The sequence below is a fragment of the Streptomyces sp. NPDC048392 genome (assembly GCF_043200575.1).
Classification (GTDB): Bacteria; Actinomycetota; Actinomycetes; order Streptomycetales; family Streptomycetaceae; genus Streptomyces.
Genome location: NZ_JBICYB010000002.1, coordinates 443755 through 466827, shown reverse-complemented (window position 1 = coordinate 466827; position 23073 = coordinate 443755). Strand labels below are relative to the sequence as shown.

Genomic DNA, 23073 nt, shown 5'->3' with positions numbered 1-23073 from the left:
GCCGTGGCCCGGCTCAGAAGGCGTCCGAGGGCACGTACGTCCCCCAGACCTCCCGCAGCGCGTTGCACACCTCGCCGACCGTGGCCCGGGCGCGCAGGGCGTCCTTCATCGGGTACAGGACGTTGTCCTCGCCCTCGGCCGCCTTCTTCAGGGCCGCCAGCGCCGAGTCCACCGCCCGCTGGTCGCGCTCCGCACGGAGCCGGGCCAGCCGTTCGGCCTGCTGGGCCTCGATGGCCGGGTCGACGCGCAGCGGCTCGTAGGGCTCCTCCGCGTCGAGCTGGAAGCGGTTGACGCCGACCACGACCCGCTCGCCGGAGTCGGTCTCCTGGGCGATGCGGTAGGCGGAGCGCTCGATCTCGCTCTTCTGGAAGCCGTGCTCGATGGCGTCGACCGCGCCGCCGAGGTCCTCGACCCTGCCCATCAGCTCCAGCGCCGCCGCCTCGACCTCGTCGGTCATCCGCTCGACGACGTAGGACCCGGCGAAGGGGTCGACGGTCGCCGTCACGTCCGTCTCGTAGGCGAGGACCTGCTGCGTGCGCAGCGCGAGGCGCGCGGACTTGTCGGTCGGCAGCGCGATGGCCTCGTCGAAGGAGTTGGTGTGCAGCGACTGCGTGCCGCCGAGGACCGCGCCCAGGCCCTGCACGGCGACGCGGACGAGGTTGACCTCGGGCTGCTGGGCGGTCAGCTGCACTCCGGCCGTCTGGGTGTGGAAGCGCAGCATCAGCGACTTGGGGTTCTCGGCGCCGAACTCCTCGCGCATCACCCGGGCCCAGATCCGGCGGGCGGCGCGGAACTTGGCGACCTCCTCCAGGATCGTCGTACGGGCCACGAAGAAGAAGGAGAGGCGGGGGGCGAAGTCGTCGACGTCCATACCGGCCGCGACCGCCGTGCGCACGTACTCGATGCCGTCCGCGAGCGTGAACGCGATCTCCTGCGCGGGAGACGCGCCCGCCTCGGCCATGTGGTAGCCGGAGATCGAGATGGTGTTCCACTTCGGGATCTCGGCCCGGCAGTACTTGAAGATGTCCGCGATCAGCCGCAGCGACGGCTTCGGCGGGAAGATGTACGTCCCGCGCGCGATGTACTCCTTCAGCACGTCGTTCTGGATCGTCCCGGTGAGCCGGTCTGCGCTCACGCCCTGCTCCTCGGCCACGAGTTGGTAGAGCAGGAGCAGCAGGGAGGCCGGGGCGTTGATCGTCATCGACGTGGAGACCTTGTCCAGCGGGATCCCGCCGAACAGCACCCGCATGTCGTCGATGGAGTCGATGGCGACGCCGACCTTGCCCACCTCGCCGCTCGCGATCGGGGCGTCGGAGTCGTGGCCCATCTGGGTGGGCAGGTCGAAGGCGACGGACAGGCCCATGGTGCCGTTGGCGATCAGCTGCTTGTAGCGGGCGTTGGACTCCGTCGCCGTGCCGAAACCGGCGTACTGGCGCATCGTCCAGGGCCGGCCGGTGTACATCGACGGGTACACGCCCCGGGTGAAGGGGTACTTCCCGGGCTCGCCCAGCCTCTCGGCCGGGTCCCAGTCCGCCAGGGCGTCGGGCCCGTAGACCGGTTCGATGGGCAGCCCGGACTCGGACTCGCGCGTCATGGTGTGATGCCTCCCGCTGAGCACATGTTCGAACTGCTCGAACTACCCGTCGCTTACTCGCCAGTACAGACCGACCTTTCGACGGACTGTATCCGCGTGCGTGCACCCGGTGGAGGGGCGCACGCTGGGACCTTCCTCACAACCTCGATGCGGTCCCGGTCACAACGATGCCGTGCCGTTCGCGGCGCGTCATCCGCGGGAACAACTCAGGAGACGTCGGTGCGAGGCCGTGAGACGACGGGGGGCCGTGATGCGTGGGGCGGGCAGGGGAAGGACGGGCCGGGCGGTCGCCGTCGCGCTGGGGGCCGTACTGGTGGCGGGCGGCTGCACCGTGCAGGGCACGGGGCCGGACGGCCGGAGGCACTCGCCGGTGCGCGTGGACGTCACCGGGGCGCCGCCGAAGGGCACGCCGAGGAGCGCTCCGTCCCGGGAGCGCCCGTCGAGTACGCCGCCGGCCGTCCGGACCGAGGCGGCCGAGGTGCTGTGGAAACGCGGCGACAGCGGCCGGGGCGTGCGCGAACTGCAGGCCCGGCTGCGCCAGGTCGAGTGGCTCGTGGACGGGCCGACCGGGACGTACGACGACCTGACCGAGCGCGCGGTCGGCGGCTTCCAGGGCAAGCGCGGGCTGCCGAGGACCGGCCGGACGGACACCGTGACCTGGCAGCGGCTGCTCGGAATGTCGCACGAGCCCGGCAAGTGGGAGCTGTACCTGATGGGCGGGCAGCCCGCTGCCGCGCCCGATCCGCGCTGCCGGACCGGCCGGGTGCTGTGCATCAGCAAGTCGAACCGGACGCTGCGCTGGATGGTCGACGGGCGGACCGTGTCGACGATGTCCGTGCGCTTCGGCTCGCGGCACACACCGACCCGGGAGGGCGTCTTCCAGGTCTACTGGAAGTCCCGCCACCACTGGTCGACGCTCTACGACTCGGCCATGCCCTACGCCATGTTCTTCAGCGGCGGCCAGGCCGTGCACTACTCGTACGACTTCGCGGCCCGCGGCTACACGGGCGCCTCGCACGGCTGCGTCAACGTGCGGGACGAGGCGGCGATCGCGGATCTGTACGCGCGGGTGAGGAACGGCGACAAGGTCGTCGTCCACCGGTGAGGCCGCGAGGCGGTGACACCGCGGTACGGCGAATGGGCGCGGGCGGGACCGGGGGAACGTGTCCCGCCCGCGCCGAGGTGCACGAGCCGTGGGTACGGGGGGAACCCCGGCTCGGTGCGAAAGCCGATGACCAGTCGGCTCACTCATTACTGCGCCACGGCGGCCGAAAGTGTCACACCCTCGCCGAGCGGATTCTCGGCGTCCGCGAAAGCGCAGGTCAGGCGGCGCTTGTGGCGTGGGTGGCGTGAGTGGCGTGAGTGGCGTGGGCGGGCGGCTGCTGCGGACGGGGGGCGAAGGCCGACGGAACGTGGGGGCGGTGGGGGCGGTGGGGGCGGTGGGGCCCGCGGGCGGGCGGGGCTATGTCGGCGTCGTCGTCAGCGCCGTCGTCACCGCCCTGGCTCCCCTGGCCGCTCCGGCCGTCGTCGCCCTCCTTTCCGTCCTCGCTCCTGTCGCTCTTGCCGTGGTTGCCCTTGTCGCCTTCGCCTTTGCCTTTGTCGCCGTTGTTGCCTTTGCCGTTGTTGCTGTTGCCGTTGTTGCTGTTGCTGTTGCTGTTGCCATTGCCCTTGTCGCCTTTGCCGTTCTTGTCGCCGCCCTGGCTGCCGGGCTCGCCCGCCCCGGCCGTCCCTCCCGAGTCGCCGGTGCGGTCCTGGGTGGCGGTGCCGCTGGTGGCGAGGAGGCCGCCGCAGTACGTGCCGACCCGGGACGCTCCCCCGGCCGCCTCCTTCAGCGCGTGCCTGTGGACGCCGTCGAGTCCCTTGCCGGCGCGCACCTTGCGGCAGGACGCGACGAGGTCCGACCGCCGACCGCCGGAGCCGCCGGTGTCCCCGCCCTCGGCGTCGCGGTCCCCTGCCTTGCCGCCCACCGTCGCGGTGCCCCCGCCGGGAGCCCCCGAGGTGGTGGCACCGGGGGCCGACCCGCCCCGCGTGCCGTCCAGCGGCGAGGGCGTCGGGAGCGAAGGGTCCGCGGACGTCGCGGGCGAGACGGTGGCGGCGGGTTCCGGTTCGCTGCCGTCGAAGGGCATCGGCAGCACTCCGCTTCCGGCCGCCACCGCCACGCCGCCGACCATGCCGACGGTCAGCACGGCGGCCAGCCCGAGACGCAGGGGACGGCTCCAGCGGGGACGCCGGGCGCCGTCGCCGCGCGGGCCGATGCGGATCAGTCCGGCGTCGCGGGGCCGCTGGGCGCCGCCGTGTCCGGGGGCGGCCGACGCCCCCGCCGACGCGTCCGCCCGTTCGGCGCGCACCTTGCGGAAGGCGGCCAACGCCGCTGCCTCGCCGGGGAGTTCCTCGCCGGCCGACGGGAGTGGGGCGGCGAGCGCGCCCAGGGCCACGACGAGTCGTGCGGCCCGGTCGCGGGCCGCCGGGTCGACACCCTCCAGCGACTCCCCACGCAGCAGGAGCTCCGCCGTTTCGCGGTCCAGCCACTTGTCCTGCTCGTCGGCCATCACATGTCCTTCTGCGTCCGCGCACGCGTATGCGTCACACTCGCGGACGTCACCGCACGACCGCGCGGTTCTCGCTGCGGCGGCAGGGCGCCGAGCCCGCCGCCGGATTCCGGATCGCCGCCGAGCAGTTCGGCCAGCCGCTTCAGGCCACGGTGTGCCGCCGTGCGCACGGCGCCGGGGCGCTTGCCCAGCGTCTCGGCGGCGCTCTTGGCGTCGAGGCCCACCACCACACGCAGGACGACCGCCTCGGCCTGGTCCTGGGGCAGCCGGGCGATGAGGGAGAGAGTGCCGTCGGTGGCCAGTGCCTCCATGGCCTCGCCCGCCGTGTCGGACTCCGCGGGCTTGCCGGTCAGCTCCGTCTCGTCGCCGCCGATCGCCGGCCGGCGGCCGCGCATGCGGATGTGGTCCAGCGCGCGGTTGCGGGCGATGCGGGCGGCCCATCCCCGGAACCGGTCGGCGTCGCCGTCGAACCGTTCCAGGTCGCGGGCGATCTGCAGCCAGGCCTCGGACGCCACGTCCTCGGCGTCGTGATCACCGACGAGTGTGCGCACGTATCCCAGCAGTCGCGGATGCACGGCGCGGTACACAGTCCGGAACGCGGTCTCGTCCCCGTCCTGTGCCGCACGCACCGCGGCGGTCAGCTCCGCGTCGTCCCCCAGCACCGAGCCTCTCTTTGCGCCTCAGCCGGCGCCGCTCTCGCGGGCCGGGTACTCGCCGTCGTGGTTCCTCAACCGGTGATCGCGGTGGCCTGTCGCGATCGTGACGCGGGGGAGGCCCCCGCTGGTCGGCGCGAATGGCACGTTACGTCTTGAAACAGCCGCTCGTCCATGTCCTCCTCACATTGCCGTACAAGATGCAACTAACCCGTGACGCGGTGAGGTGTGACAGAAATCGCAGTCGCGGCGCTGAAGTGAGTACGGGCCGCCGCGCGGCCCGTACCGCGCGACGGCCGGGGCCTCTCCTGTGGGGGGTGGCGGCCTCGGCCGTTGCCTGGGCCACCGCGATCGTCCCTGGTGACGGGGCTACCGATCCCGGCCGGGAGCCTGTCCCGCGGCGTTGCCGCCGGTGCCGTTCTCCCGGCCTGCGTTGCCCTTGGCGCTGTTCCCGTCGGAGCCGTTGCCGTCGCCGCTGCTCTCCTCGGCGCCGTTTCCTTGCGCGCCCGTCCCTTGGGCGCCGTTTCCTTGCGCGCCCGTCCCTTCGGCGCCGTTTCCTTCGGCGCCGTTCCCGGCGGCGTGCGACCGGCCGGGGGCGGGCCGCCCCGTGCCCTGCTCGGCGCAGTAGGCCGGGACGTTCTCCTCGCCGCCCGCCGCGGCGACCAGCCGCTGCCAGGCCGTGGCGTCCAGTGCCTTGCCGCGCCCCTCAAGCCGCTCGTAGGCGCGGCACCGGGCCTCGGCGTCCCGGGCGGTGGCCGGGCGGTCCGGCGGGGCGGAGGCGCCGGGTGGCGTGGTGACGGGGTCCGCGATGGCGGCGGGCGGGGTGGCGACCGGCCGGACCGAGGCGCCGTCGGTGGCGGCGGGCGGGCGCCTGCGGTCCTGCCCGCCGTCCTGCGCCGCGGTGCCGCCCCCGCCCATGGCCGCGTAGGCGACCCCGCCCAGGGTGAGGCTCGCCAGCAGTACGGACAGGGCGGTCTTCAGCGAGCGCCCGGCGTGTCGCCCGCCCCGCGGGCGCCAGTCGTCCCGGCGCCGGGTACGCGCGGCACGGCCCGGTTCCGCGGCCAGGGCGGCCCGGAACGCGGCCACGGCCCGCCGCTCGCCCTCGGGGTCGGCGCGCTCCCCGCGCAGCGCGGCGGCGAGCAGCGCCTCCGCGCCGGGGGCGTCGCCCCGGGCGGACCGGAAGCCGTCGTCGCGGCCGTCGCCCCTCCCGTGCCGTGCGCCCATCTCCGCTCCCGCCCGGTCCGCGGGGCCGCGGTCCTCGGGGCCCCTCATGTCGACTCCCCCAGCGTCCCCGGACCGTCATCCGTCACACCGTCGGCCCCCAGCTGCCGTGCCAGCCGCTTCAGTCCCCGGTACGTCGCCGTACGCACCGCGCCCGGCCGTTTGCCGAGCACGCGGGCGGCGGAGGGCCCGTCGAGACCGACGACGACCCGCAGCAGGACGGCCTCGGCCTGGTCGCGCGGCAGCTCCGCGACCAGGGTGAGGGCGGCTTCCGTGGAGAGCGCCTCCAGCGCCTGGCCGTCCGTGGAGTGCGGGCCGGGCAGGTCCAGGACGTCCTGCTCCAGCGCCGTGGACCGGGGCCGCACCTTCTGACGGCGCAGCAGGTCCAGGGCCCGGTGCCGGGCGATCGTCGCCGTCCAGCCCCGGAAACCGGCCCCGTCGCCCTTGAAGCGGCGCAGGTCACGGGCTATCTCCAGCCACGCGTCCGCCGCGACGTCCTCGGCGTCGTCCCCGACCAGCCCGCGCAGATAGCCCAGCAGGCCGGGCTGCACGAACCGGTAGGCGACCGCGAAGGCGGTCTCGTCACCTTCCTGGGCCCGCGCGACCGCCGCGCCCAGTTCCCCGTCGTACGCCTGTACGCGGCGGGGTTCCCCTCGCTGGCCCAAGAACCGTCCTCGTCCGTACCGAGTCCCGCGCGCGCTCGGGTGAGCCCGCCCCCAAGGTCATCAGCGTCGGCGCGCACAGAAGTGTCACAGGGGGCGTCCGATGCCGCGGCGGTCGCGTCCGGACGTCAGGGGGCCGCCGTCGCGTCCCGGCACAGCAGCCGGAGCGACCCGTTGCCCGCGAAGCAGCGACGGGCCTCGTCGACCGGGTCCCACAGCCGGCCGTCGGGGGTGCGGACCCAGTGGTCGCCACCGGCCGTCCACCACTCGCCGCCCGTCTGACGCGCGATCACCTCCCCGGCGTACGCGCCGAGTCCGCGCAGTGCCGTCTCCACCGCGGCGTACGGGGCTCCCTCGCGCCGGATTCCGTCGATCACCCGGTCGACGCGCCACAGGCTCTGGGCCGAGTAGTCCAGGCGCAGCCGGGCGCCCTCGCGCATCGTGGCCACCGCGTCCGCCGCCCACCGCACCGGCTTCGCGGCGGCCGACGGCCGGGTGTGCTGCTGGCTCGTCAATCCGCTGGTCACAGTAGTCACATGAGCTATAGCGCCGTGGGGCGGAGTCGCGTCACACCCGGACGCCGGTCGTTCCGCAACGGGCGCAGGACCGCCCCACCTCCCCCACGTCCACCGCACCGCCGTCGCGTGTTCCCCGCACGACGGTCACAGGCGGCCCGGCGGCGGGCCGGGCGGCTGCCCGGGGTTCAGCCGCGTCCGCGGGCCCGGCGGGAGACCACCGCGCGCAGCACCCGGCGCCCCTCCGTGGAGACCTCCAGGGCCGGACGCAGCCCGGCCGGACCGTGAGCGGCGAGCAGTTCCAGCACGGCGACCTGGCGGCGCAGTTCGGCGGCGACGAGCGGTGACAGCCCCTCCGTGCCGTCCTCGCGGGGGACGCCGGCCTCCGGGACCGCGTCCGCCGCGGGGTCGAGAAGCCGGTGGACGCGCAGCGAGGCGACGGAACAGCCGTCGGCCCACGTCCGCATCGCCGGGCCGGAGCACTCCTGCGGCGTGGCCGCGAGCATGCGGCGGGCCAGGACCGCGGCCTCGTCCTCTCCGGTGGCGTCGGGACCGGCGAGCTTGTCGCGCACCCGCGCCAGCCCGTGCGCCCAGTCGCCTCCGGCCTCGTCCCCGGTGCCGTCGGAGAGGGCCGTCCACAGGGGTCTGAGGGACGCGTCGTCACCGTCCAGCAGAGGGACGCAGCGATCCAAACAAGCCAGCCCGCTCGCGGCGAGTCCGCGCGTGTCGGCCTGCGCGATCAGTTCCACCAGGCTCATCGGGTGCCTCCCTGTTCCGGCCTCTTCGCCCCGCCCACCAGCACGGAGCCCGCACTGACCCGTACTGCGTGCGACGGCCCGGGAGTGTCACAGCGGCACGACGCCCAGCCGGTCGAGGAAGCGGAAGAAGAGTATTTCGGCCACCGGACGGGAGCCCACGTCCGCGGCCGGGGCGACGCCCCCGTCGGCACCCGGCTCGTCCGACAGCACCTCGGTCAGTCCACCGGCGCTCGCGGTGTGCCCCGCCTCGGCGGCCCAGGCGACGGCGCGCTCGGCGGCGTCGCGGGGTTCGAGGAAGTAGTCCTCCAGGGTGAGCCCGTCCCGCTCGGCGCCCAGGTACCCGGCCATGGCGGACCGCGCCAGACAGGTCGTCCACGCCCCGCTCAGGGGCGCCGCCGCCTCCACGGCCACGCAGTCGCTGTCCATCACGTATCCGAACAGCGCGGGCGCGCCGGTCTGCCCGGCCAGGTCGTTCATGTTCCCGACGTCTCCGTCGCCGCCCGGGAACTCCCACACCTGCCAGCCGGCCGGCGCGGCCAGGCGCAGGGTCATGTCCGCGGCGCCCGACAGCGCGTCCATCTCGGGAAGCGGCCGTTCGGCGCGGCCGACGACGAAGTACCCCCAGTAGCCCATGCCCCGGTTCCCCCCGGTGTGTCGGTTCGGCAGGCCCAAAGACCACCACAGCCGTGCGGGAGTTCGCAGCCGGATCAAGCAATCGGCGCGCCGGCACCGGGGGACGTCCCGGCGTCAGTCGAGGCGGTTCGCCAGCGACTTGAAGTCCGTCCAGGACAGCTCGGGTTTGTCCGGGTCCCACAGCTTCTGGACCGTCGCGGCAAGCGGCAGCCGGATGCCCTCGGCGACCTGCGCCTGGGTCTGCGCGTTGGGCAGGTCGCCCCAGACGGCGAAGCTGCCGCCGAGTATCCGGTCGTCGTACTTGGCGTCGACCGCCTGCGTGCCGCGCAGGACCCGCGGGGTCCACTGCTCGTAGATGCGCTCTCCGGTCGGGTAGACGAAGGTCTGCGGCTGGCCGAGCACGTAGTAGAGGAACTCGTCGTTGTAGTTGAGCACCTCGCGGCCCGCGCTCAGGTACTGCGTCGGCGGGCGGGCGCCGATCTCCTTGCCGGTCCAGTAGGCGGCCTTGATGTCCATGAGCGGCTCGACGGAGGTGTCCTTGAAGAAGCCGTCGTTCCAGGCGCGCGGGGTGCGGTCGTGGGCCATGACCGTCTTGGCGCGGCCGTTGAGCCAGCCGGTGGTGAGGTCGGCGACGGTGCCGCCGGAGCCGTAGGCCTCGCGGGCGGCGGCGGCCAGCGTCGGGTAGGACGCCTCGGGGTCCGGCACCGTCAGCGCCTGGTACTCGTCGGCGCCGAGGTGGAACTGGGAGCCGGGGAAGAGGTCGGCGTACTCGTTCAGCAGGTCGTCGACGATCTCGGCGGCCTCCGGCTTGGAGATGTCGATGGCGCCGCGGGTGGCCTCGCCCCGCGCGTTGCGCAGCCGCAGGTCGGGGTGCGCGGCGAGCACGGCGCCGAGGTGGCCGGGCGAGTCGATCTCGGGGACGACGGTGATGTGGCGCGAGGCGGCGAGATCGATGATCTCCTTCATCTGGGCCTTGGTCAGGTGCTGGTCCGAGACGATCTCGGGGTGCGAGTCGGACTCGACGCGGAAGGCCTGGTCGTCGGAGAAGTGCAGGCCCAGCTCGTTGAACTTCAGGTCGCCCAGCTCACGTATCCGGTCCTTGATCCAGTCGGCGTCGTAGTGCTTGCGGGCGATGTCGAGCGAGAAGCCGCGCTTCGGTTTGGCGGGCTCGTCCCGCACCACGCCCTCCGGCGCGGTGCCGCCGCCGTCCACGGTCTGCTTCAGGGTGCGGGTGCCGTAGTAGACACCGGCTTCGGCGGGCCCGGTGACGGTGACCCGGCCGTCGCGCACGGTCATGGTGTACGACTCCGGGTTCGCGCCCTCGTCGCCCTCGACGTCGAGCAGCAGGTCCCCGGCGCGCTCGTCGTCCTTCTCCCCCGCGTACGTCAGTCCCAGCTCGCCGGCGATCAGCTTCCCCTCGTCGGCGAGACCGGCGTCGGCGACGACGACGCGGTGCCCCTTCTCCGGCTGCCAGCCGGGGCCGCGGGCCGCGGTGTGCTCGCGTACGGCGGGTATGGTGCGCGGCTCCTTCGACAACGGATAGGAGCGGCTGGGGCTGGGCGCGGCCGCCTCGCCGGAGGACCGCGGAGCCGATCCTTGCGGCCGGCCTTCGCCGTCCCCGTCGGTGACCCACAGTCCGACACCCACGCCGAGCGCGGCGACCACCGCGCCGGCGATCACGGCCCGCTGTCTCACCTTGCGCGCCGGTATCCGGCTCCTGTGCTGGCTCACAGCGCCAACCTATGACCGCCGTCGCCGTCATGCGTCCACCACATGTTCTGAAACTCTCCCGTTCGGGTGAAATTCGGGCACTGGACGGACACGCGTTGCCGTCACTCGATACCGTGACGCCACATCTCCCGCACCATCCCCTGCCGACACACGTGACGCCCACGAGGACCCACGCTGCCTGCGCACCGTCTCCCAGACCTCCCCCGCCGAGTGGCCATACCGGTACCGGTGCAAACACGCGCCACGCCGGTCGCACCCACGCCGCTGGAGCGCTTCAACACGGCCCGCCCAGGCGATGCCGTCGAGACCCTCCTGGCCTGCCTGAACAGCCACGACTGGGCCCACCGCCTGACCGCCCACCGCCCCTACCCGGACCTCCCGGCCCTCCTGGCGGCGGCGGACGAGGCCGCGTACGACCTGGCCCCGGCCGACCTGATCCGGGCGCTGGCGACGGAGACCCTGCCCGATCTCCCCGAGGGCACGTACGCGGCGGCCCACACGGCGCTGAGCGCGGCCCACGCGGCATACCGGGCCCGCTTCGGGCACGTGTTCGTCATCTGCCTGGACGGCCTGAGCCCGGACGAGGCACTGGACCGCGTACTGGCGGCCATCCGGTCACGATTGGCGAACGATCCCGACGAGGAGCGCCTGGTGGCGGCGGAGGAGCTCCGCCGCCTGGCGGGAACACGGCTGACCAACGCCCTCCGAGGGACGCACTCCGGGGGGTGACCTCGGCGGCCGCGCCACGGGGTGCGACATGTCACCCACGGCCCGGCACCCGGCAATCAGGACAAAGCCCCACTCCGGCAGCCGGCTCACTGCTCCTTTGAGTGCAAGTTCGATCACAACGGCAGGCCCCCCGTAAGCGCCGCGGGCAACCGTCGCTACCATGCTGGGGGCCGGTGGACCGTACCCGGCCGGGCCCGACCGACAAGGAAAGCCGGCGCGGCCCCAATCCCCGCTCCCGGAGGAAATTTCCGTGCCGGCTGGAACGCTGTACCGCGGCCGGGAAGGAATGTGGTCCTGGGTGGCTCATCGAGTCACCGGCGTCCTCATCTTCTTCTTCCTGTTCGTTCACGTGCTGGACACCGCTCTCGTGCGCGTGTCCCCCGAGGCCTACGACACCGTCGTGGCCACGTACAAGACACCGATCGTCGCGCTGCTGGAGTACGGCCTCGTCGCCGCCATCCTCTTCCACGCGCTCAACGGCCTGCGTGTCATCGCCGTCGACTTCTGGGTCAAGGGCGCCCGCTACCAGAAGCAGATGCTCTGGACCGTCGTCGCCCTGTGGGTCGTGCTGATGCTCGGGGCGATCTACCCCGTCCTCGGCCACGCCGCTCGTGAACTGTTCGGGAGCTGACGCCAATGTCCACGACTGAATCCCCCGCTTCCGGGATCGGCCCCGTCGAGGGGGCCTCCCTGTACACGGTCGACAACCCGGCGCCGCTCATCGAAGCCCCCCGCGCGCGGACGAGGAAGACCCCGAAGTCCACCCGCGGCAACTTCGAGATGGCCGCCTGGCTCTTCATGCGCCTGTCGGGCGTGGTGCTGGTCGTCCTGGTCCTCGGACACCTGCTCATCCAGCTGGTGCTGGACGGCGGCGTGTCCAAGATCGGCTTCGCCTTCGTGGCGGGCCGCTGGGCCTCGCCGTTCTGGCAGGTCTGGGACCTTCTGATGCTCTGGCTCGCGATGCTGCACGGCGCGAACGGCCTGCGCACGATCATCAACGACTACGCGGAGCGCCCGAACACCCGCCTGTGGCTCAAGGGCCTGCTCTACACCGCCACGGTGTTCACCATCCTGCTGGGCACGCTGGTGATCTTCACCTTCGACCCGAACATCCGCTAGGCACGGGGCTGCGAAAATCATGAAGGTACACAAGTACGACACCGTCATCGTCGGCGCCGGTGGCGCCGGCATGCGCGCGGCCATCGAGTCGACCAAGCGCAGCCGCACCGCCGTGCTGACGAAGCTCTACCCCACCCGCTCCCACACGGGCGCCGCGCAGGGCGGCATGGCCGCCGCGCTCGCCAACGTGGAGGAGGACAACTGGGAGTGGCACACCTTCGACACGGTCAAGGGCGGTGACTACCTGGTCGACCAGGACGCCGCCGAGATCCTGGCGAAGGAGGCCATCGACTCGGTCCTCGACCTGGAGAAGATGGGCCTGCCGTTCAACCGGACGCCCGACGGGACGATCGACCAGCGCCGCTTCGGCGGTCACAGCCGCAACCACGGCGAGGCCCCGGTCCGCCGCTCCTGCTACGCGGCCGACCGCACCGGCCACATGATCCTCCAGACGCTGTACCAGAACTGCGTCAAGGAGGGCGTGGAGTTCTTCAACGAGTTCTACGTCCTGGACCAGCTGATCACCGAGGTCGACGGCGTCAAGCGCTCGGCCGGCGTGGTGGCGTACGAGCTGGCGACCGGCGAGATCCACGTCTTCCAGGCGAAGTCCGTGATCTACGCCTCCGGCGGTACCGGCAAGTTCTTCAAGGTGACGTCGAACGCGCACACGCTGACCGGTGACGGCCAGGCGGCCGTGTACCGGCGCGGGCTGCCGCTGGAGGACATGGAGTTCTTCCAGTTCCACCCGACCGGCATCTGGCGCATGGGCATCCTGCTGACGGAGGGCGCCCGCGGCGAGGGCGGCATCCTCCGCAACAAGGACGGCGAGCGCTTCATGGAGAAGTACGCGCCGGTCATGAAGGACCTGGCGTCCCGCGACGTCGTGTCCCGGTCCATCTACACGGAGATCCGCGAGGGCCGCGGCTGCGGTCCCGAGGGCGACCACGTCTACCTGGACCTGACCCACCTCCCGCCGGAGCAGCTGGACGCCAAGCTGCCCGACATCACCGAGTTCGCGCGCACCTACCTCGGCATCGAGCCGTACACGGACCCGATCCCGATCCAGCCGACCGCGCACTACGCCATGGGCGGCATCCCGACCAACGTCGAGGGTGAGGTCCTCAGGGACAACACCACCGTCGTCCCGGGCCTGTACGCGGCCGGCGAGGTCGCCTGCGTGTCGGTGCACGGCGCCAACCGCCTGGGCACCAACTCGCTGCTCGACATCAACGTCTTCGGCCGCCGCGCGGGCATCGCCGCCGCGGAGTACGCGCAGAAGGCGGACTTCGTCGAGCTGCCGGAGAACCCCGAGTCCCTGGTCGTCGAGCAGATCGAGCGGCTGCGCTCCTCCACCGGCACCGAGCGGGTGGCGACGCTCCGCCGCGAGCTGCAGGACTGCATGGACGCCAACGTCATGGTGTTCCGCACCGAGCAGACGATCAAGACGGCCGTCGAGAAGATCGCCGAACTGCGCGCCCGCTACAGGAACGTGGCGATCCAGGACAAGGGCCGGCGCTTCAACACCGACCTGCTGGAGGCCGTCGAGCTGGGCAACCTGCTGGACCTGGCCGAGGTGATGGCGGTGTCCGCCCTGGCCCGCAAGGAGTCGCGCGGCGGTCACTACCGCGAGGACTTCCCCAACCGCGACGACGTCAACTTCATGCGCCACACCATGGCGTACCGCGAGGTGGGCGACGACGGCGCCGAGTCCATCCGGCTCGACTACAAGCCGGTCGTCCAGACCCGCTACCAGCCGATGGAGCGTAAGTACTGATGGCTACCCCTGTCATGGAGAAGAACGACTCGACCCCCGAGCCGGGCTTCGCCGACTCCCCGTACATCACGGTCACCTTCCGCGTCCGGCGGTTCAACCCGGAGGTCGCGGCCGAGGCGGCCTGGGAAGACTTCCAGCTGGAGATCGACCCCAAGGAGCGTGTCCTCGACGCGCTGCACAAGATCAAGTGGGACCTGGACGGCAGCCTCACCTTCCGCCGGTCCTGCGCGCACGGCATCTGCGGGTCGGACGCCATGCGGATCAACGGCAAGAACCGCCTCGCCTGCAAGACGCTGATCAAGGACCTCAGCCCCGAGAAGCCGATCACGGTCGAGCCCATCAAGGGCCTGACGGTCCTCAAGGACCTGGTCGTCGACATGGAGCCGTTCTTCCAGGCGTACCGGGACGTGATGCCCTTCCTGATCACGAAGGACACCAACGAGCCGACGCGTGAGCGCTTCCAGACGGCCGAGGACCGCGAGCGCTTCGACGACACGACGAAGTGCATCCTGTGCGCCGCCTGCACGTCCTCGTGCCCGGTGTTCTGGAACGACGGGCAGTACTTCGGCCCGGCCGCGATCGTGAACGCCCACCGCTTCATCTTCGACTCGCGCGACGAGGCCGGCGAGCAGCGGCTGGAGATCCTCAACGACCGCGACGGCGTGTGGCGCTGCCGTACGACCTTCAACTGCACGGACGCCTGCCCGCGCGGCATCGAGGTCACCAAGGCCATCGCGGAGGTGAAGCGCGCGCTGATCACGCGCCGCTTCTGACGTCTTCCGGCGCCTTCTGACGCCTTCTGACGCCTTCTGGCGTCCGTCGGTGTACGCCGACCGCCGCAGGGCCCCGTTTCCCATGGAGACGGGGCCCTGCGGCGTTCCTGCGGCCGGACGGGGCAATCCCGCACCCGGACCGGGCCGGTAATCAGCCGTTCCGGGCGATGATCGCTCTAGCCTGACGCCATGTCAGATGACGAGTCGTACGAACTGCTCGGGTTCGACAACGTACTGCTGCCCGTCGGGGACCTCGCCGAGGCCGTCGGGTTCTACGAGCGGGCCGGCTTCCCGGTCGCCTACCGGCTCGACGAGGCCGGGATCGCACTGCTGAAGGTGGGCGTCGAGACGCCGGGGCTCCTGCTGCGGGTGGAGGAGGAGTTCGGGCGGCAGCCGCCGATGTGGCCCTCCGCGCGGGTGTGGCTGGAGGTGACCGACGCCCGGGTGGCGGCCCGTGCGCTGCGCGAGGCGGGCGTGCCGCCGCTCGACGAGCCGTTCCCCGTGGCCACCGGATGGACCGTCGAGTTCGCCGACCCGTGGGGCAACGTCATCGGCCTGACGGACTACTCCAAGCGCCCGGAGCTGGGCCGCCGCCCTTGAGCCGGAACCGGGCTTGAACGTGTTCAAAAACAGGTCTACAGTCAGTCCTGTCAGCGTTTTGAACGCGTTCAAGAAGGGGTGGGGCATGGACCGCACCGTCATCGCCTACGTCATCTACCTGGCCGTCAGCATCGGGCTGACCGTCTGGGTGGCCCGCACGCTCAGCCGCAACGGGCGGGTCTTCCTCGCCGACGTCCTGCACGGCAACGAGAAGCTCGCGGACGCCGTCAACCACCTCCTGGTGGTCGGCTTCTACCTCGTGAACCTCGGCTTCGTCGCCCTCTACCTGAGCGGCGACGACACCATCGCCGACACCCGCGGCATCTTCGAGGCGCTCTCGACCAAGCTCGGCGTCGTCCTGCTGGTGCTCGGCGTGATGCACCTGGGCAACGTGTACGTGCTCAACAGGATCCGGCGCCGCGGGATGATGGAACGGGAGCAGCTGCCGCCGGTCCCGCCGCAGGGCTGGGTGGCCCCGACGGCCGGGGCCTGAGCAGATGGGTCCCGCCACCGGGACGGCCGGCGCCCCCGTGCGCCGGCTCACCGTCCTCTACGACGCCGAGTGCCCCCTGTGCACCCACGTACGGGACTGGCTGCTGCGCCAGCCGCGACTGGTGCCGCTGGAGCTGGTCCCCGCCGCGTCGGACGACGCGCGCAGGCGCTTCCCCGGGCTCGACCACGCGGCCACCCTCGGCGAGGTCACCGTCGTCGGCGACGCAGGGCAGGTCTACCGGGGCGCCGCCGCCTGGGTCGTCGTCCTGTGGGCGCTGCGCGGGTACCGCCGGCTCGCCCACCGCCTCAGTACGCCCACCGGCGCCCTGCTGGCTCGCGGGGCCGTCCTGGCCGCCGCCAAGTGGCGCGCCTGGCAACGGCCGCCGGGCGGCGGCGCGCACCGCCGCGCCGACCTCGCCAGGGGCGGCGCGGAGCGCCTCGACGAGGGGCGGCGGTCGGGCGACGGCTGGGTGTACGAGCCGGGGCTCGGATGGATGTACACCGGACCCGGGTGCGACGACGGCACCTGCGGCACTGGATAGGCTCTGGACCCGTGCCTGCCACCAACGACGGCCCCGACGACGGTGCCCACCTCAGCAAGTCCGAGCAGACCCGCGCGCTGATCCTGGAGACGGCCATGCGGCTGTTCCAGGAACGCGGTTACGACCGGACCACGATGCGGGCCATCGCCCAGGAGGCCGGGGTCTCCGTCGGCAACGCGTACTACTACTTCGCCGGCAAGGAGCACCTGATCCAGGGCTTCTACGACCGGATCGCCGCCGAGCACCGGGCGGCGGTCCGGGAGGTCCTGGGCAAGGAGACCGACCTGGAGGCACGGCTGGCGGGCGTGCTGAAGGTCTGGCTGGACATCGCCACGCCCTACCACGAGTTCGCGGTGCAGTTCTTCAAGAACGCCGCCGACCCGGACAGCCCGCTCAGCCCCTTCTCCCCGGAGTCGGAGCACGCGCGCGTGGAGGCCATCGGCATCCACCGCGCGGTGCTGGCCGGGGCGAGGACCAAGGTGCCCGAGGATCTGCGGGACATCCTGCCCGAGCTGATGTGGCTCTCCCAGATGGGCCTCGTCCTGTACTGGATCTTCGACCGCACCCAGGGGCGCGAACGCAGCTACCGCCTCGCCGAGCGCGGCGCCCGGCTCACCGCGCGGGGCGTCGTGCTGGCCCGCTTCCGGGTGCTGCGCCCGCTGGTGCGCGAGGTGCACGAACTGTTCACGGACTTCCTGCCGGGGATGACGAAGGTGCTCGCGGACCCCGCGAAGAGGCCCGCCCCGAAAACCCGGCGGCCCACCGGTCAGGAGCCCCCCGGTCAGGAGCCCCCCGGTCAGGACTGACGGGACGCCAGCTCGATCACCGTGATGTCCGAGGGCGCCCCCACGCGCGTGGGCGGGCCCCAGGCGCCCGCGCCCCGGCTGACGTACAGCTGGGTGTCGCCGTAGCGCTCCAGGCCCGCCAGCGTCGGGTTGGCGGCGCCCGCGACGAGGTTGCCCGGCCAGAGCTGGCCGCCGTGCGTGTGGCCGGAGAGCTGGAGGTCGACGCCGTGGTCGACGGCGTGGTGGATCTGCACCGGCTGGTGGGCGAGCAGCACGCACGCGCGGGACCGGTCCCGGTCGCCCAGGGCCTTGGCGTAGTCGGGGCCCCGGCCCTCGTCCTCGCCCGCCACGTCGTTGACACCGGCGAGGTCGAAGTGGGGCAGCTCGGTGCGGGCGTTCTCCAGCGGGAGCAGTCCGAGCCGCCGTACCTCGGCGATCCACTGCTCGGCGCCGGAGAAGTACTCGTGGTTGCCGGTGACGAAGTACGCGCCGTGCCGCGCCTCGATCCGGGCCAGCGGGGCCGCCGCCGGCCCGAGGTCCTTCACGCTGCCGTCGACCAGGTCGCCCACGACGGCGACGAGGTCGGGCTGCGTGGAGTTGACGGTGTCGACGACCTTCTGCGCGAACCCCCGGCCGAGCACCGGGCCGAGGTGGATGTCGCTGACCACGGCGATGCGGAAACCGTGCGCCGCGCGCGGGAGCCTGGCCAGCGGCACGGTGACCCGCTTCACCCGCGGGCCCCTCAGCACGCCGTACGTGCCGTAGCCGACCGTTCCGACGGCCGCCGCGGTGGCGGCGCCGGCGACGACGCGGGAGACGAACAGGCGGCGGGAGGGAAGGGTGAGGGGGCTCGGGGGCGCGCCGCCGGAAGCCGCGGCGGTGGCGGGGGCCGGTACCCCGGGCGTCCCGGGTGCCTCGGTCGGAGCCGTTTGGGCCGGTACGCGCTCCGTGTCCCCGGCCCGGGACACGGACGGCTCCGCCTCCGTCCGCCGCGCGGCCGCCCCGCGCTCCAGGTACCGCCGCAGCAGCGGACGGACGATCTCGCCCGCCAGCACCGCGAGGAGCAGGTAGACCGTCAGGGCCAGCCACAGGAAGCCGGGCCAGGCCAGCACCCGCTGGAGCCAGAAGGGCGCGCCCGCGCGCTCGGCCACCAGCGCGCCGACCGCCAGCAGCCAGCCCCCGGCGATCACGGCCGCGCCGGTGCGGCGCACCGGACCGGGCCCCCGGGTCGTGTCACGGAACAGGCGCCGCCACAGGTACCGGCTGGACGCCACGAGGACGCCCACCACCAGCAGCGCGACCAGCACGAAGACGACCACCATGCCGCCGTATCCCCTCGGTTGTGACGTCCTCGACGCCTTATGACGTTCGGCGCAGCGCGCGCACCCCGCGCAACCCGATGACCCCGACGACCGTCCCCAATACGAAGGAGACGATCGCGAGCAGCAGGTGCACCCAGAAGTACGCCGTGGGGTCGCCGTCCTCGAAAGCGAGCCCGCTGCCGTCCTTGACCAGGTTCTTGACGAAAGTGATCCAGATGATCCAGCTCCACACCCCGAAAGCGAGCAGGAACCAGGAGACGGGGCGGCTGAGCTTCATGGTGTCAGTATCGCCGCACGCCGTCCGGATCCGTGCGCGGGGTGGGGAGGGGGGTGGGACGGGCCCGCTCGCGAGGGGTACGTTTCCGCTCGTGCCCGCACCCAAGAAGGCCCTCAGGCGATCCCTGACGGCCGCCTCCGCCGCCCTGACCGCTCTCGCCGTCCTCTCCCCCGCCGCGCTCGCCGCCCCGAGCCCGTCGGCGAGTCCGTCGGCGACTCCCCCGGCGTCGATGTCGACGGTGGGCGGCACCCGGCTCGGGAAGGCCGGGACGCAGGTGGATCTGGCGGGCGGGGCACCCGTTCTGCCGAAGGACCTCACCGCCCGTTCGTGGATCGTGGCGGACGCCGAGTCGGGCGACGTGCTGGCCGCCCACAACGCGCACTGGCGGCTGGCCCCGGCGAGCACCCTGAAGATGCTCTTCGCCGACACGCTGCTGCCGAAGTGGCCGAAGACCGCGAAGCACAGGGTGGAGATCTCCGATCTGGCGGGCATGGGGTCGGGATCCAGCCTGGTCGGCGTCAAGGAGGAGGAGACCTACACGGTCCACGATCTGTGGCTCGGGGTGTTCCTGCGTTCCGGCAACGACGCCGTGCACGTGCTGTCCGCGATGAACGGCGGCGTCAAGAAGACCGTCCAGGACATGAACGAGCACGCCGAGGAGCTGCAGGCCCTCGACACCACCGCCGTCAGCCCCGACGGGTACGACATGCCGGGGCAGGTCTCCTCCGCGTACGACCTGACGCTGTTCGCCCGTTCGGGGCTCCAGAAGGAGGACTTCCGCGAGTACGCCTCGACGGTCCGCGCGAAGTTCCCGGGCGAGACGAAGAAGGACAAGAAGGGGAAGACGGCCCGCAAGCCCTTCGAGATCCAGAACACCAACCGGCTCCTGGCCGGCGACACGGACGTGGAGGTCTACCCGGGCATCGCGGGCGTCAAGAACGGCTACACCACCAACGCGGGCAACACCTTCACGGGCGTCGCGGAGCAGGGCGGCAAGGTGCTGCTGGTCACGGTGATGAACCCGGCCAAGGACGAGCACAACGCGGTCTACAAGGAGGCCGCCCGGCTCTTCGACTGGGGCTTCGAGGCGGCCGGCGAGGTGCGGCCGGTGGGTGAGCTGGTGCGCCCGAAGAGCGCCGCCCAGGCGAGTCCCGCGCCCGAGGCCTCCGGTGAGGCGGGCGGTACCGGGAAGGGCGGCGCGGGCACGAAGCCGGTGGCGGGCGCCCAGGCCGTGGGCGGCTCCGGCGGGGTCGGGATCGCGGCCGGCATCACCGCGGGGGTGCTGGTGCTGCTCGCGGGGGGCGCGTTCCTGGTCAACCGGAAGTGGCCGCTGCCGGACCTGGTCCGCCGCCGGACCCGTCCGTGACACCCCGCCCGCCCCCGGAGCCCCCGGCACCGTCTTCCCCGGCGGCCTCGTCCCCGGCGGCCTCGTCCCCGGCCTCCTGCGCCTTGCTGCCCGTCGCCGTCCAGGAGGCGCAGAACAGCACCAGCTTCGAGGTGAAGTTGATCCACAGCAGCAGGGCGACGGGGACACCGAAGGCGCCGTACATGCTCTTCGCCGCGACGCCCTGCATATAGCCGCTGAGCAGCAGCTTGAGCAGTTCGAAGCCGACCGCTCCGATCAGCGCCGCCACCACCAGGCGGCGGCGCTCGGGCTGGACGCCGGGGAGCAGGGTCAGCACGTACAGCAACAGGAGGAAGTCGGCGAGCACGGCGACGGCGAAGGCCGCGATGTAGAGCAGGACGCCGCCGACACCGCCCTCGGCGAGGCCGATCGAGCGGATGATCCAGCCGACCAGGGCCGAGGCGACGGTGGAGATGCCGACGGTGACCAGCAGCGCGCCGCCGAGGCCGACGAGGACGCCCGCGTCCTTGGCCCGGTGCAGGATCGGGTTCTCCTCCTCGTCGGGCAGCTCCCAGACGGCCCGCAGACAGCCCCGGGTGGCCTCGGCCCAGCCCATGCCCGTGACCAGCAGCAGCAGACCGGCGATGATGCCGACGGTGCCGGCGTTGTCGACGAGCCCCTGGATGTTCAGCTGGTCGGAGATGCCGGGGATCTGCTCGGCGATCTTGTCCTGGAGCTGGTCCTGCTGCTTCTCGCTGAGCGTGGCGGCGGCGACGGCGGCGGCCAGGCTGAGCAGCGGGAAGAGCGCGACGAAGCTGGTGAAGGTCATGGCCGCGGCCAGCCGCGCCCACTTCACCCGGTCCAGCCGCTCGTACGAGCGCCACGCGTGCGTGATCATCAGGCGCGCGATCCAGGGCCCCACGACGGGGAGCTTCTTCAGCCAGTCCATGATCCGACCCTGCCCCCGCTCGTCCCGTTCCACGATCTCGTCCGGCCCCGGTGTCCCTCTCCGGATGCGTCGCCGATGCCGTCACCGGTTCCGTCGCCGGACCGGAAGACCAGTGTCCTTGTGCCCCAGAAGCGCAGGATCGTGCCCAGGAGCATGCCGATCCCCGCACCGGAGACCGTGTCGGCACGCTGTGAGGTGAGGCCGAGACCGTAGTGGCTGACGGCCAGGCAGAGGAGCTGCACGGCGGCGCCCGCGGCGTTCACGGCGAAGAACACGGCGCAGGGGCGCAGGCCTCGGGGGCGGGTGTGCCGGTAGGTGCCCAGCGCGTTGCCCGCGTAGGCGACCGAGCAGCCGGCGACGAAGGAGAGCGTCTTGGCGGTGAGCGGGCCGAGTCCGGCCGGACCGCGCAGGCAGGTGAAGAGGCCGAGGTCGACGGCGCAGGCGAGCAGGCCGACGGAGGCGAAGCCGAGCAGTTCGCGCCGGTCGGCTACCAATTGGCCACCGCCAGCCCGTACATCGCGATCCAGACCACGCCGATCAGCGCGAGGGCGCGGTCGCGCAGGACGACGTCCTCGGGTTCGCCGGCGGTGCCGCGGTCGGCGAAGACGGCGTAGCGCAGGACGGCCAGCACGAAGGCGACCATGGACAGCTGGCGCCAGGGCAGCACGCTGGTGTGCGGGACGCCGCCCTCCTCCATGGCCCACAGGCAGTAGCCGAGGACCGCGACACCGGCGGCGAGCTGCCAGACGAAGCGGAGGTAGCCGGTGGTGTACTCGGTGAGCAACGCGCGCGTGGCGCCCGCCTTCTCGGCCATCTGCACGGCTTCGGAGTAGCGCTTGGCGGCGACCATGAACAGCGCGCCGAAGCCGGTCGTGATGAGGAACCAGCGCGACAGGGGGATGCCGAGCGCGAGTCCGCCGATCATCGCCCGCATCAGGAAGCCGGTGGTGACGACGGCGAGGTCGACGACCAGGACGTGCTTGAGGCAGACGCAGTAGGCCAGTTGCATCACCAGGTAGGCGGTCAGCAGGGCCGCGACGGGCGGCGGGCACAGCCAGGCCGCGACGGCGGGCGCGAGGACGCCCAGAACGCCTCCGACGGCGTGGGCGAGCGGCACCGGAACCTGTCCGGCGGCGACCGGGCGGTGCCGTTTGACGGGGTGGGCGCGGTCGGCCTCGGCGTCGCGGGCGTCGTTGACGAGGTAGACGGCGGCGGCGCAGGCGGTGAACAGGACGAAGACCAGGGCGAGCCGGCCGAGGGCGTGCGCGGAGAACAGCTCACCGGCGGCGGCCGGGGCGGCGACGACCAGGACGTTCTTGACCCACTGGCGGGGGCGCGCGGTCCTGAGCAGGCCGCCCGGGATGTCCCTCTTGCGCGGCGGTGCGGGCTCCCGCTGCTGTTCCGGGGCGCGTTGGCGCAGGACGGCGGTGTCAGTCACGGGTGCCTCCGCGCATCCAGTCGGCGCCGAGGCGGGCCGTGAGCGCGCCCAGGGCGGCGCCCGCCGCGACGTCCGAGGGGTAGTGGACGCCTACGACCAGCCGGGAGGCGCACACCGCGGCGGCGAGCGGCCAGGCGGCACGCACGCCGAGGGCGCCGAAGACGACGGCGGCCGCCGTGGCCGAGGTGGCGTGGGAGCTGGGGAAGGAATGCCGGCCGGCGGTGTGGACCAGGGGCACGACGTGCGCGGGGCGGGGGCGGCGCACGACCCGCTTCACGCCCATGCTGACGAGGTGGGCGCCCGCGGTGAGCGCGGTGCCGCGCAGCCAGGCCGTGCGCCGGGGCGCGTCCGCGGCGGCTCCGGCGAGGCCGGCCGCGAGCCACAGCGCCCCGTGCTCCCCGGCCCAGGACAGGGCACGCGCGGCGCCGGCCACGCGCGGGTCCGTGCCGCAGGCTCTGAGCGCCGTGACGATCCGGTGGTCCATGTCGTCGAGGTCGTCCATGTGCACTCACTGTTCACGCCCGCGGCACGGGAAGTCGGGCACACCGGAGCGACATACCATTAATCACCCGTTTCAGGGACGGGCAGAATGTTCTGGAACCAATCATTCAC

26 protein-coding genes are annotated in these 23073 nt (G+C 72.6%); 11 read left to right on the top strand and 15 right to left on the bottom strand.

From position 1 onward, the window contains the following. Positions 1 to 13 precede the first annotated feature (13 nt). Positions 14 to 1594, bottom strand: coding sequence for a methylmalonyl-CoA mutase (locus ACGFYH_RS06055; protein ID WP_393801901.1), 1581 nt, complete (start codon positions 1592 to 1594; stop codon positions 14 to 16). A gap of 250 nt (positions 1595 to 1844) precedes the next feature. Here ACGFYH_RS06055 and ACGFYH_RS06050 point away from each other — a divergent pair, with 250 nt between their 5' ends. After that, positions 1845 to 2699 (top strand): L,D-transpeptidase family protein, encoded by an 855-nt coding sequence (locus tag ACGFYH_RS06050; protein ID WP_393801956.1) that lies wholly within the window; start codon positions 1845 to 1847, stop codon positions 2697 to 2699. 217 nt (positions 2700 to 2916) lie between these two features. Here the strand turns inward: ACGFYH_RS06050 and ACGFYH_RS06045 are convergent, their stop codons facing one another. The 8 genes from ACGFYH_RS06045 to ACGFYH_RS06010 form a co-directional block, all read right to left on the bottom strand. Beyond that, positions 2917 to 4143, bottom strand: a complete 1227-nt coding sequence (locus ACGFYH_RS06045; RefSeq protein ID WP_393801900.1) for a hypothetical protein — start codon at positions 4141 to 4143, stop codon at positions 2917 to 2919. Continuing rightward, the gene (locus tag ACGFYH_RS06040; RefSeq protein ID WP_393801899.1) at positions 4143 to 4805 is read right to left on the bottom strand and encodes an RNA polymerase sigma factor; all 663 of its coding nucleotides are present in this window, start codon (positions 4803 to 4805) and stop codon (positions 4143 to 4145) included. The genes ACGFYH_RS06045 and ACGFYH_RS06040 overlap by 1 nt, the downstream gene beginning before the upstream one ends. 360 nt (positions 4806 to 5165) lie before the next feature. Then, complete coding sequence (locus ACGFYH_RS06035) at positions 5166 to 6068, bottom strand: hypothetical protein (RefSeq protein ID WP_393801898.1); 903 nt, start codon at positions 6066 to 6068, stop codon at positions 5166 to 5168. Further along, complete coding sequence (locus tag ACGFYH_RS06030; protein ID WP_393801897.1) at positions 6065 to 6682, bottom strand: RNA polymerase sigma factor; 618 nt, start codon at positions 6680 to 6682, stop codon at positions 6065 to 6067. Before ACGFYH_RS06030 ends, ACGFYH_RS06035 begins: the two co-directional genes overlap by 4 nt. A gap of 125 nt (positions 6683 to 6807) precedes the next feature. Then, positions 6808 to 7206 carry a hypothetical protein gene (locus ACGFYH_RS06025; RefSeq protein ID WP_393801896.1) on the bottom strand — a complete coding sequence of 133 codons (399 nt, stop codon included), beginning with the start codon at positions 7204 to 7206 and terminating at the stop codon, positions 6808 to 6810. Positions 7207 to 7382: 176 nt separating this feature from the next. After that, positions 7383 to 7952 (bottom strand): hypothetical protein, encoded by a 570-nt coding sequence (locus tag ACGFYH_RS06020; protein WP_393801895.1) that lies wholly within the window; start codon positions 7950 to 7952, stop codon positions 7383 to 7385. Between the two features lie 87 nt (positions 7953 to 8039). Then, positions 8040 to 8585, bottom strand: a complete 546-nt coding sequence (locus ACGFYH_RS06015; protein WP_393801894.1) for a hypothetical protein — start codon at positions 8583 to 8585, stop codon at positions 8040 to 8042. Positions 8586 to 8699: 114 nt separating this feature from the next. Beyond that, on the bottom strand, positions 8700 to 10316 hold the full coding sequence (locus tag ACGFYH_RS06010) for a glycoside hydrolase family 20 protein (RefSeq protein ID WP_393801893.1): 1617 nt from the start codon (positions 10314 to 10316) through the stop codon (positions 8700 to 8702). Positions 10317 to 10544: 228 nt separating this feature from the next. On the opposite strand from ACGFYH_RS06010, the gene ACGFYH_RS06005 reads away from it, so the two are divergent. From ACGFYH_RS06005 to ACGFYH_RS05965, 9 genes are all read left to right on the top strand, one after another. After that, a complete protein-coding gene (locus ACGFYH_RS06005; protein ID WP_393801892.1) occupies positions 10545 to 11045 on the top strand; it encodes a 2-oxo-4-hydroxy-4-carboxy-5-ureidoimidazoline decarboxylase in 501 nt (166 codons plus the stop codon). Between the two features lie 250 nt (positions 11046 to 11295). Further along, positions 11296 to 11676 (top strand): succinate dehydrogenase, cytochrome b556 subunit, encoded by a 381-nt coding sequence (gene sdhC, locus ACGFYH_RS06000; protein WP_003974113.1) that lies wholly within the window; start codon positions 11296 to 11298, stop codon positions 11674 to 11676. 5 nt (positions 11677 to 11681) lie between these two features. Beyond that, positions 11682 to 12164 (top strand): succinate dehydrogenase hydrophobic membrane anchor subunit, encoded by a 483-nt coding sequence (locus tag ACGFYH_RS05995; RefSeq protein WP_393801891.1) that lies wholly within the window; start codon positions 11682 to 11684, stop codon positions 12162 to 12164. Positions 12165 to 12183: 19 nt separating this feature from the next. Next, positions 12184 to 13938 (top strand): succinate dehydrogenase flavoprotein subunit, encoded by a 1755-nt coding sequence (gene sdhA / locus ACGFYH_RS05990; RefSeq protein ID WP_393801890.1) that lies wholly within the window; start codon positions 12184 to 12186, stop codon positions 13936 to 13938. Beyond that, positions 13938 to 14711 carry a succinate dehydrogenase iron-sulfur subunit gene (locus ACGFYH_RS05985; protein WP_393801889.1) on the top strand — a complete coding sequence of 258 codons (774 nt, stop codon included), beginning with the start codon at positions 13938 to 13940 and terminating at the stop codon, positions 14709 to 14711. The genes sdhA and ACGFYH_RS05985 overlap by 1 nt, the downstream gene beginning before the upstream one ends. Positions 14712 to 14900: 189 nt before the next feature. Continuing rightward, a complete protein-coding gene (locus ACGFYH_RS05980; RefSeq protein WP_393801888.1) occupies positions 14901 to 15311 on the top strand; it encodes a VOC family protein in 411 nt (136 codons plus the stop codon). Between the two features lie 85 nt (positions 15312 to 15396). Next, positions 15397 to 15804, top strand: coding sequence for a hypothetical protein (locus tag ACGFYH_RS05975; protein ID WP_393801887.1), 408 nt, complete (start codon positions 15397 to 15399; stop codon positions 15802 to 15804). 4 nt (positions 15805 to 15808) lie between these two features. Further along, the gene (locus ACGFYH_RS05970; RefSeq protein ID WP_393801886.1) at positions 15809 to 16345 is read left to right on the top strand and encodes a thiol-disulfide oxidoreductase DCC family protein; all 537 of its coding nucleotides are present in this window, start codon (positions 15809 to 15811) and stop codon (positions 16343 to 16345) included. Positions 16346 to 16356: 11 nt separating this feature from the next. Beyond that, entirely contained in the window at positions 16357 to 17151 is a 795-nt protein-coding gene (locus tag ACGFYH_RS05965; protein ID WP_393801885.1) for a TetR family transcriptional regulator, read from the top strand. Here the strand turns inward: ACGFYH_RS05965 and ACGFYH_RS05960 are convergent. Further along, on the bottom strand, positions 17142 to 18452 hold the full coding sequence (locus tag ACGFYH_RS05960) for a metallophosphoesterase (RefSeq protein ID WP_393801884.1): 1311 nt from the start codon (positions 18450 to 18452) through the stop codon (positions 17142 to 17144). The two genes, ACGFYH_RS05965 and ACGFYH_RS05960, sit on opposite strands and share 10 nt — an antisense overlap. Positions 18453 to 18489: 37 nt before the next feature. Then, positions 18490 to 18729, bottom strand: a complete 240-nt coding sequence (locus tag ACGFYH_RS05955; protein ID WP_003974124.1) for an SCO4848 family membrane protein — start codon at positions 18727 to 18729, stop codon at positions 18490 to 18492. 91 nt (positions 18730 to 18820) lie between these two features. Here ACGFYH_RS05955 and ACGFYH_RS05950 point away from each other — a divergent pair, with 91 nt between their 5' ends. Further along, entirely contained in the window at positions 18821 to 20095 is a 1275-nt protein-coding gene (locus tag ACGFYH_RS05950) for a D-alanyl-D-alanine carboxypeptidase family protein (protein ID WP_393801883.1), read from the top strand. On the opposite strand, the gene ACGFYH_RS05945 is transcribed toward ACGFYH_RS05950, so the two are convergent. Genes ACGFYH_RS05945 through ACGFYH_RS05930 form a run of 4 tightly spaced genes read right to left on the bottom strand, consistent with a single transcriptional unit; the run spans position 20043 to position 22963 of the window. After that, the gene (locus ACGFYH_RS05945) at positions 20043 to 21023 is read right to left on the bottom strand and encodes a YihY/virulence factor BrkB family protein (protein WP_393801882.1); all 981 of its coding nucleotides are present in this window, start codon (positions 21021 to 21023) and stop codon (positions 20043 to 20045) included. The genes ACGFYH_RS05950 and ACGFYH_RS05945 overlap by 53 nt on opposite strands. Continuing rightward, positions 21011 to 21550 carry a GtrA family protein gene (locus ACGFYH_RS05940; RefSeq protein ID WP_393801955.1) on the bottom strand — a complete coding sequence of 180 codons (540 nt, stop codon included), beginning with the start codon at positions 21548 to 21550 and terminating at the stop codon, positions 21011 to 21013. Before ACGFYH_RS05940 ends, ACGFYH_RS05945 begins: the two co-directional genes overlap by 13 nt. Further along, positions 21511 to 22461 carry a decaprenyl-phosphate phosphoribosyltransferase gene (locus ACGFYH_RS05935; protein ID WP_393801881.1) on the bottom strand — a complete coding sequence of 317 codons (951 nt, stop codon included), beginning with the start codon at positions 22459 to 22461 and terminating at the stop codon, positions 21511 to 21513. Before ACGFYH_RS05935 ends, ACGFYH_RS05940 begins: the two co-directional genes overlap by 40 nt. After that, positions 22454 to 22963, bottom strand: coding sequence for a phosphatase PAP2 family protein (locus tag ACGFYH_RS05930; protein WP_393801880.1), 510 nt, complete (start codon positions 22961 to 22963; stop codon positions 22454 to 22456). The genes ACGFYH_RS05935 and ACGFYH_RS05930 overlap by 8 nt, the downstream gene beginning before the upstream one ends. Between the last annotated feature and the right edge of the window lie 110 nt (positions 22964 to 23073).

Bases quoted from the DNA above. Each gene is read 5' to 3' on its own strand.
- ACGFYH_RS06055 (WP_393801901.1), bottom strand. From the start codon at position 1,594: ATGACGCGCGAGTCCGAGTCCGGGCTGCCCATCGAACCGGTCTACGGG.
- ACGFYH_RS06050 (WP_393801956.1), top strand. From the start codon at position 1,845: ATGCGTGGGGCGGGCAGGGGAAGGACGGGCCGGGCGGTCGCCGTCGCG.
- ACGFYH_RS06045 (WP_393801900.1), bottom strand. From the start codon at position 4,143: ATGGCCGACGAGCAGGACAAGTGGCTGGACCGCGAAACGGCGGAGCTC.
- ACGFYH_RS06035 (WP_393801898.1), bottom strand. From the start codon at position 6,068: ATGAGGGGCCCCGAGGACCGCGGCCCCGCGGACCGGGCGGGAGCGGAG.
- ACGFYH_RS06020 (WP_393801895.1), bottom strand. From the start codon at position 7,952: ATGAGCCTGGTGGAACTGATCGCGCAGGCCGACACGCGCGGACTCGCC.
- ACGFYH_RS06015 (WP_393801894.1), bottom strand. From the start codon at position 8,585: ATGGGCTACTGGGGGTACTTCGTCGTCGGCCGCGCCGAACGGCCGCTT.
- ACGFYH_RS05995 (WP_393801891.1), top strand. From the start codon at position 11,682: ATGTCCACGACTGAATCCCCCGCTTCCGGGATCGGCCCCGTCGAGGGG.
- sdhA (WP_393801890.1), top strand. From the start codon at position 12,184: ATGAAGGTACACAAGTACGACACCGTCATCGTCGGCGCCGGTGGCGCC.
- ACGFYH_RS05985 (WP_393801889.1), top strand. From the start codon at position 13,938: ATGGCTACCCCTGTCATGGAGAAGAACGACTCGACCCCCGAGCCGGGC.
- ACGFYH_RS05980 (WP_393801888.1), top strand. From the start codon at position 14,901: ATGTCAGATGACGAGTCGTACGAACTGCTCGGGTTCGACAACGTACTG.
- ACGFYH_RS05975 (WP_393801887.1), top strand. From the start codon at position 15,397: ATGGACCGCACCGTCATCGCCTACGTCATCTACCTGGCCGTCAGCATC.
- ACGFYH_RS05970 (WP_393801886.1), top strand. From the start codon at position 15,809: ATGGGTCCCGCCACCGGGACGGCCGGCGCCCCCGTGCGCCGGCTCACC.
- ACGFYH_RS05960 (WP_393801884.1), bottom strand. From the start codon at position 18,452: ATGGTGGTCGTCTTCGTGCTGGTCGCGCTGCTGGTGGTGGGCGTCCTC.
- ACGFYH_RS05955 (WP_003974124.1), bottom strand. From the start codon at position 18,729: ATGAAGCTCAGCCGCCCCGTCTCCTGGTTCCTGCTCGCTTTCGGGGTG.
- ACGFYH_RS05945 (WP_393801882.1), bottom strand. From the start codon at position 21,023: ATGGACTGGCTGAAGAAGCTCCCCGTCGTGGGGCCCTGGATCGCGCGC.
- ACGFYH_RS05930 (WP_393801880.1), bottom strand. From the start codon at position 22,963: ATGGACGACCTCGACGACATGGACCACCGGATCGTCACGGCGCTCAGA.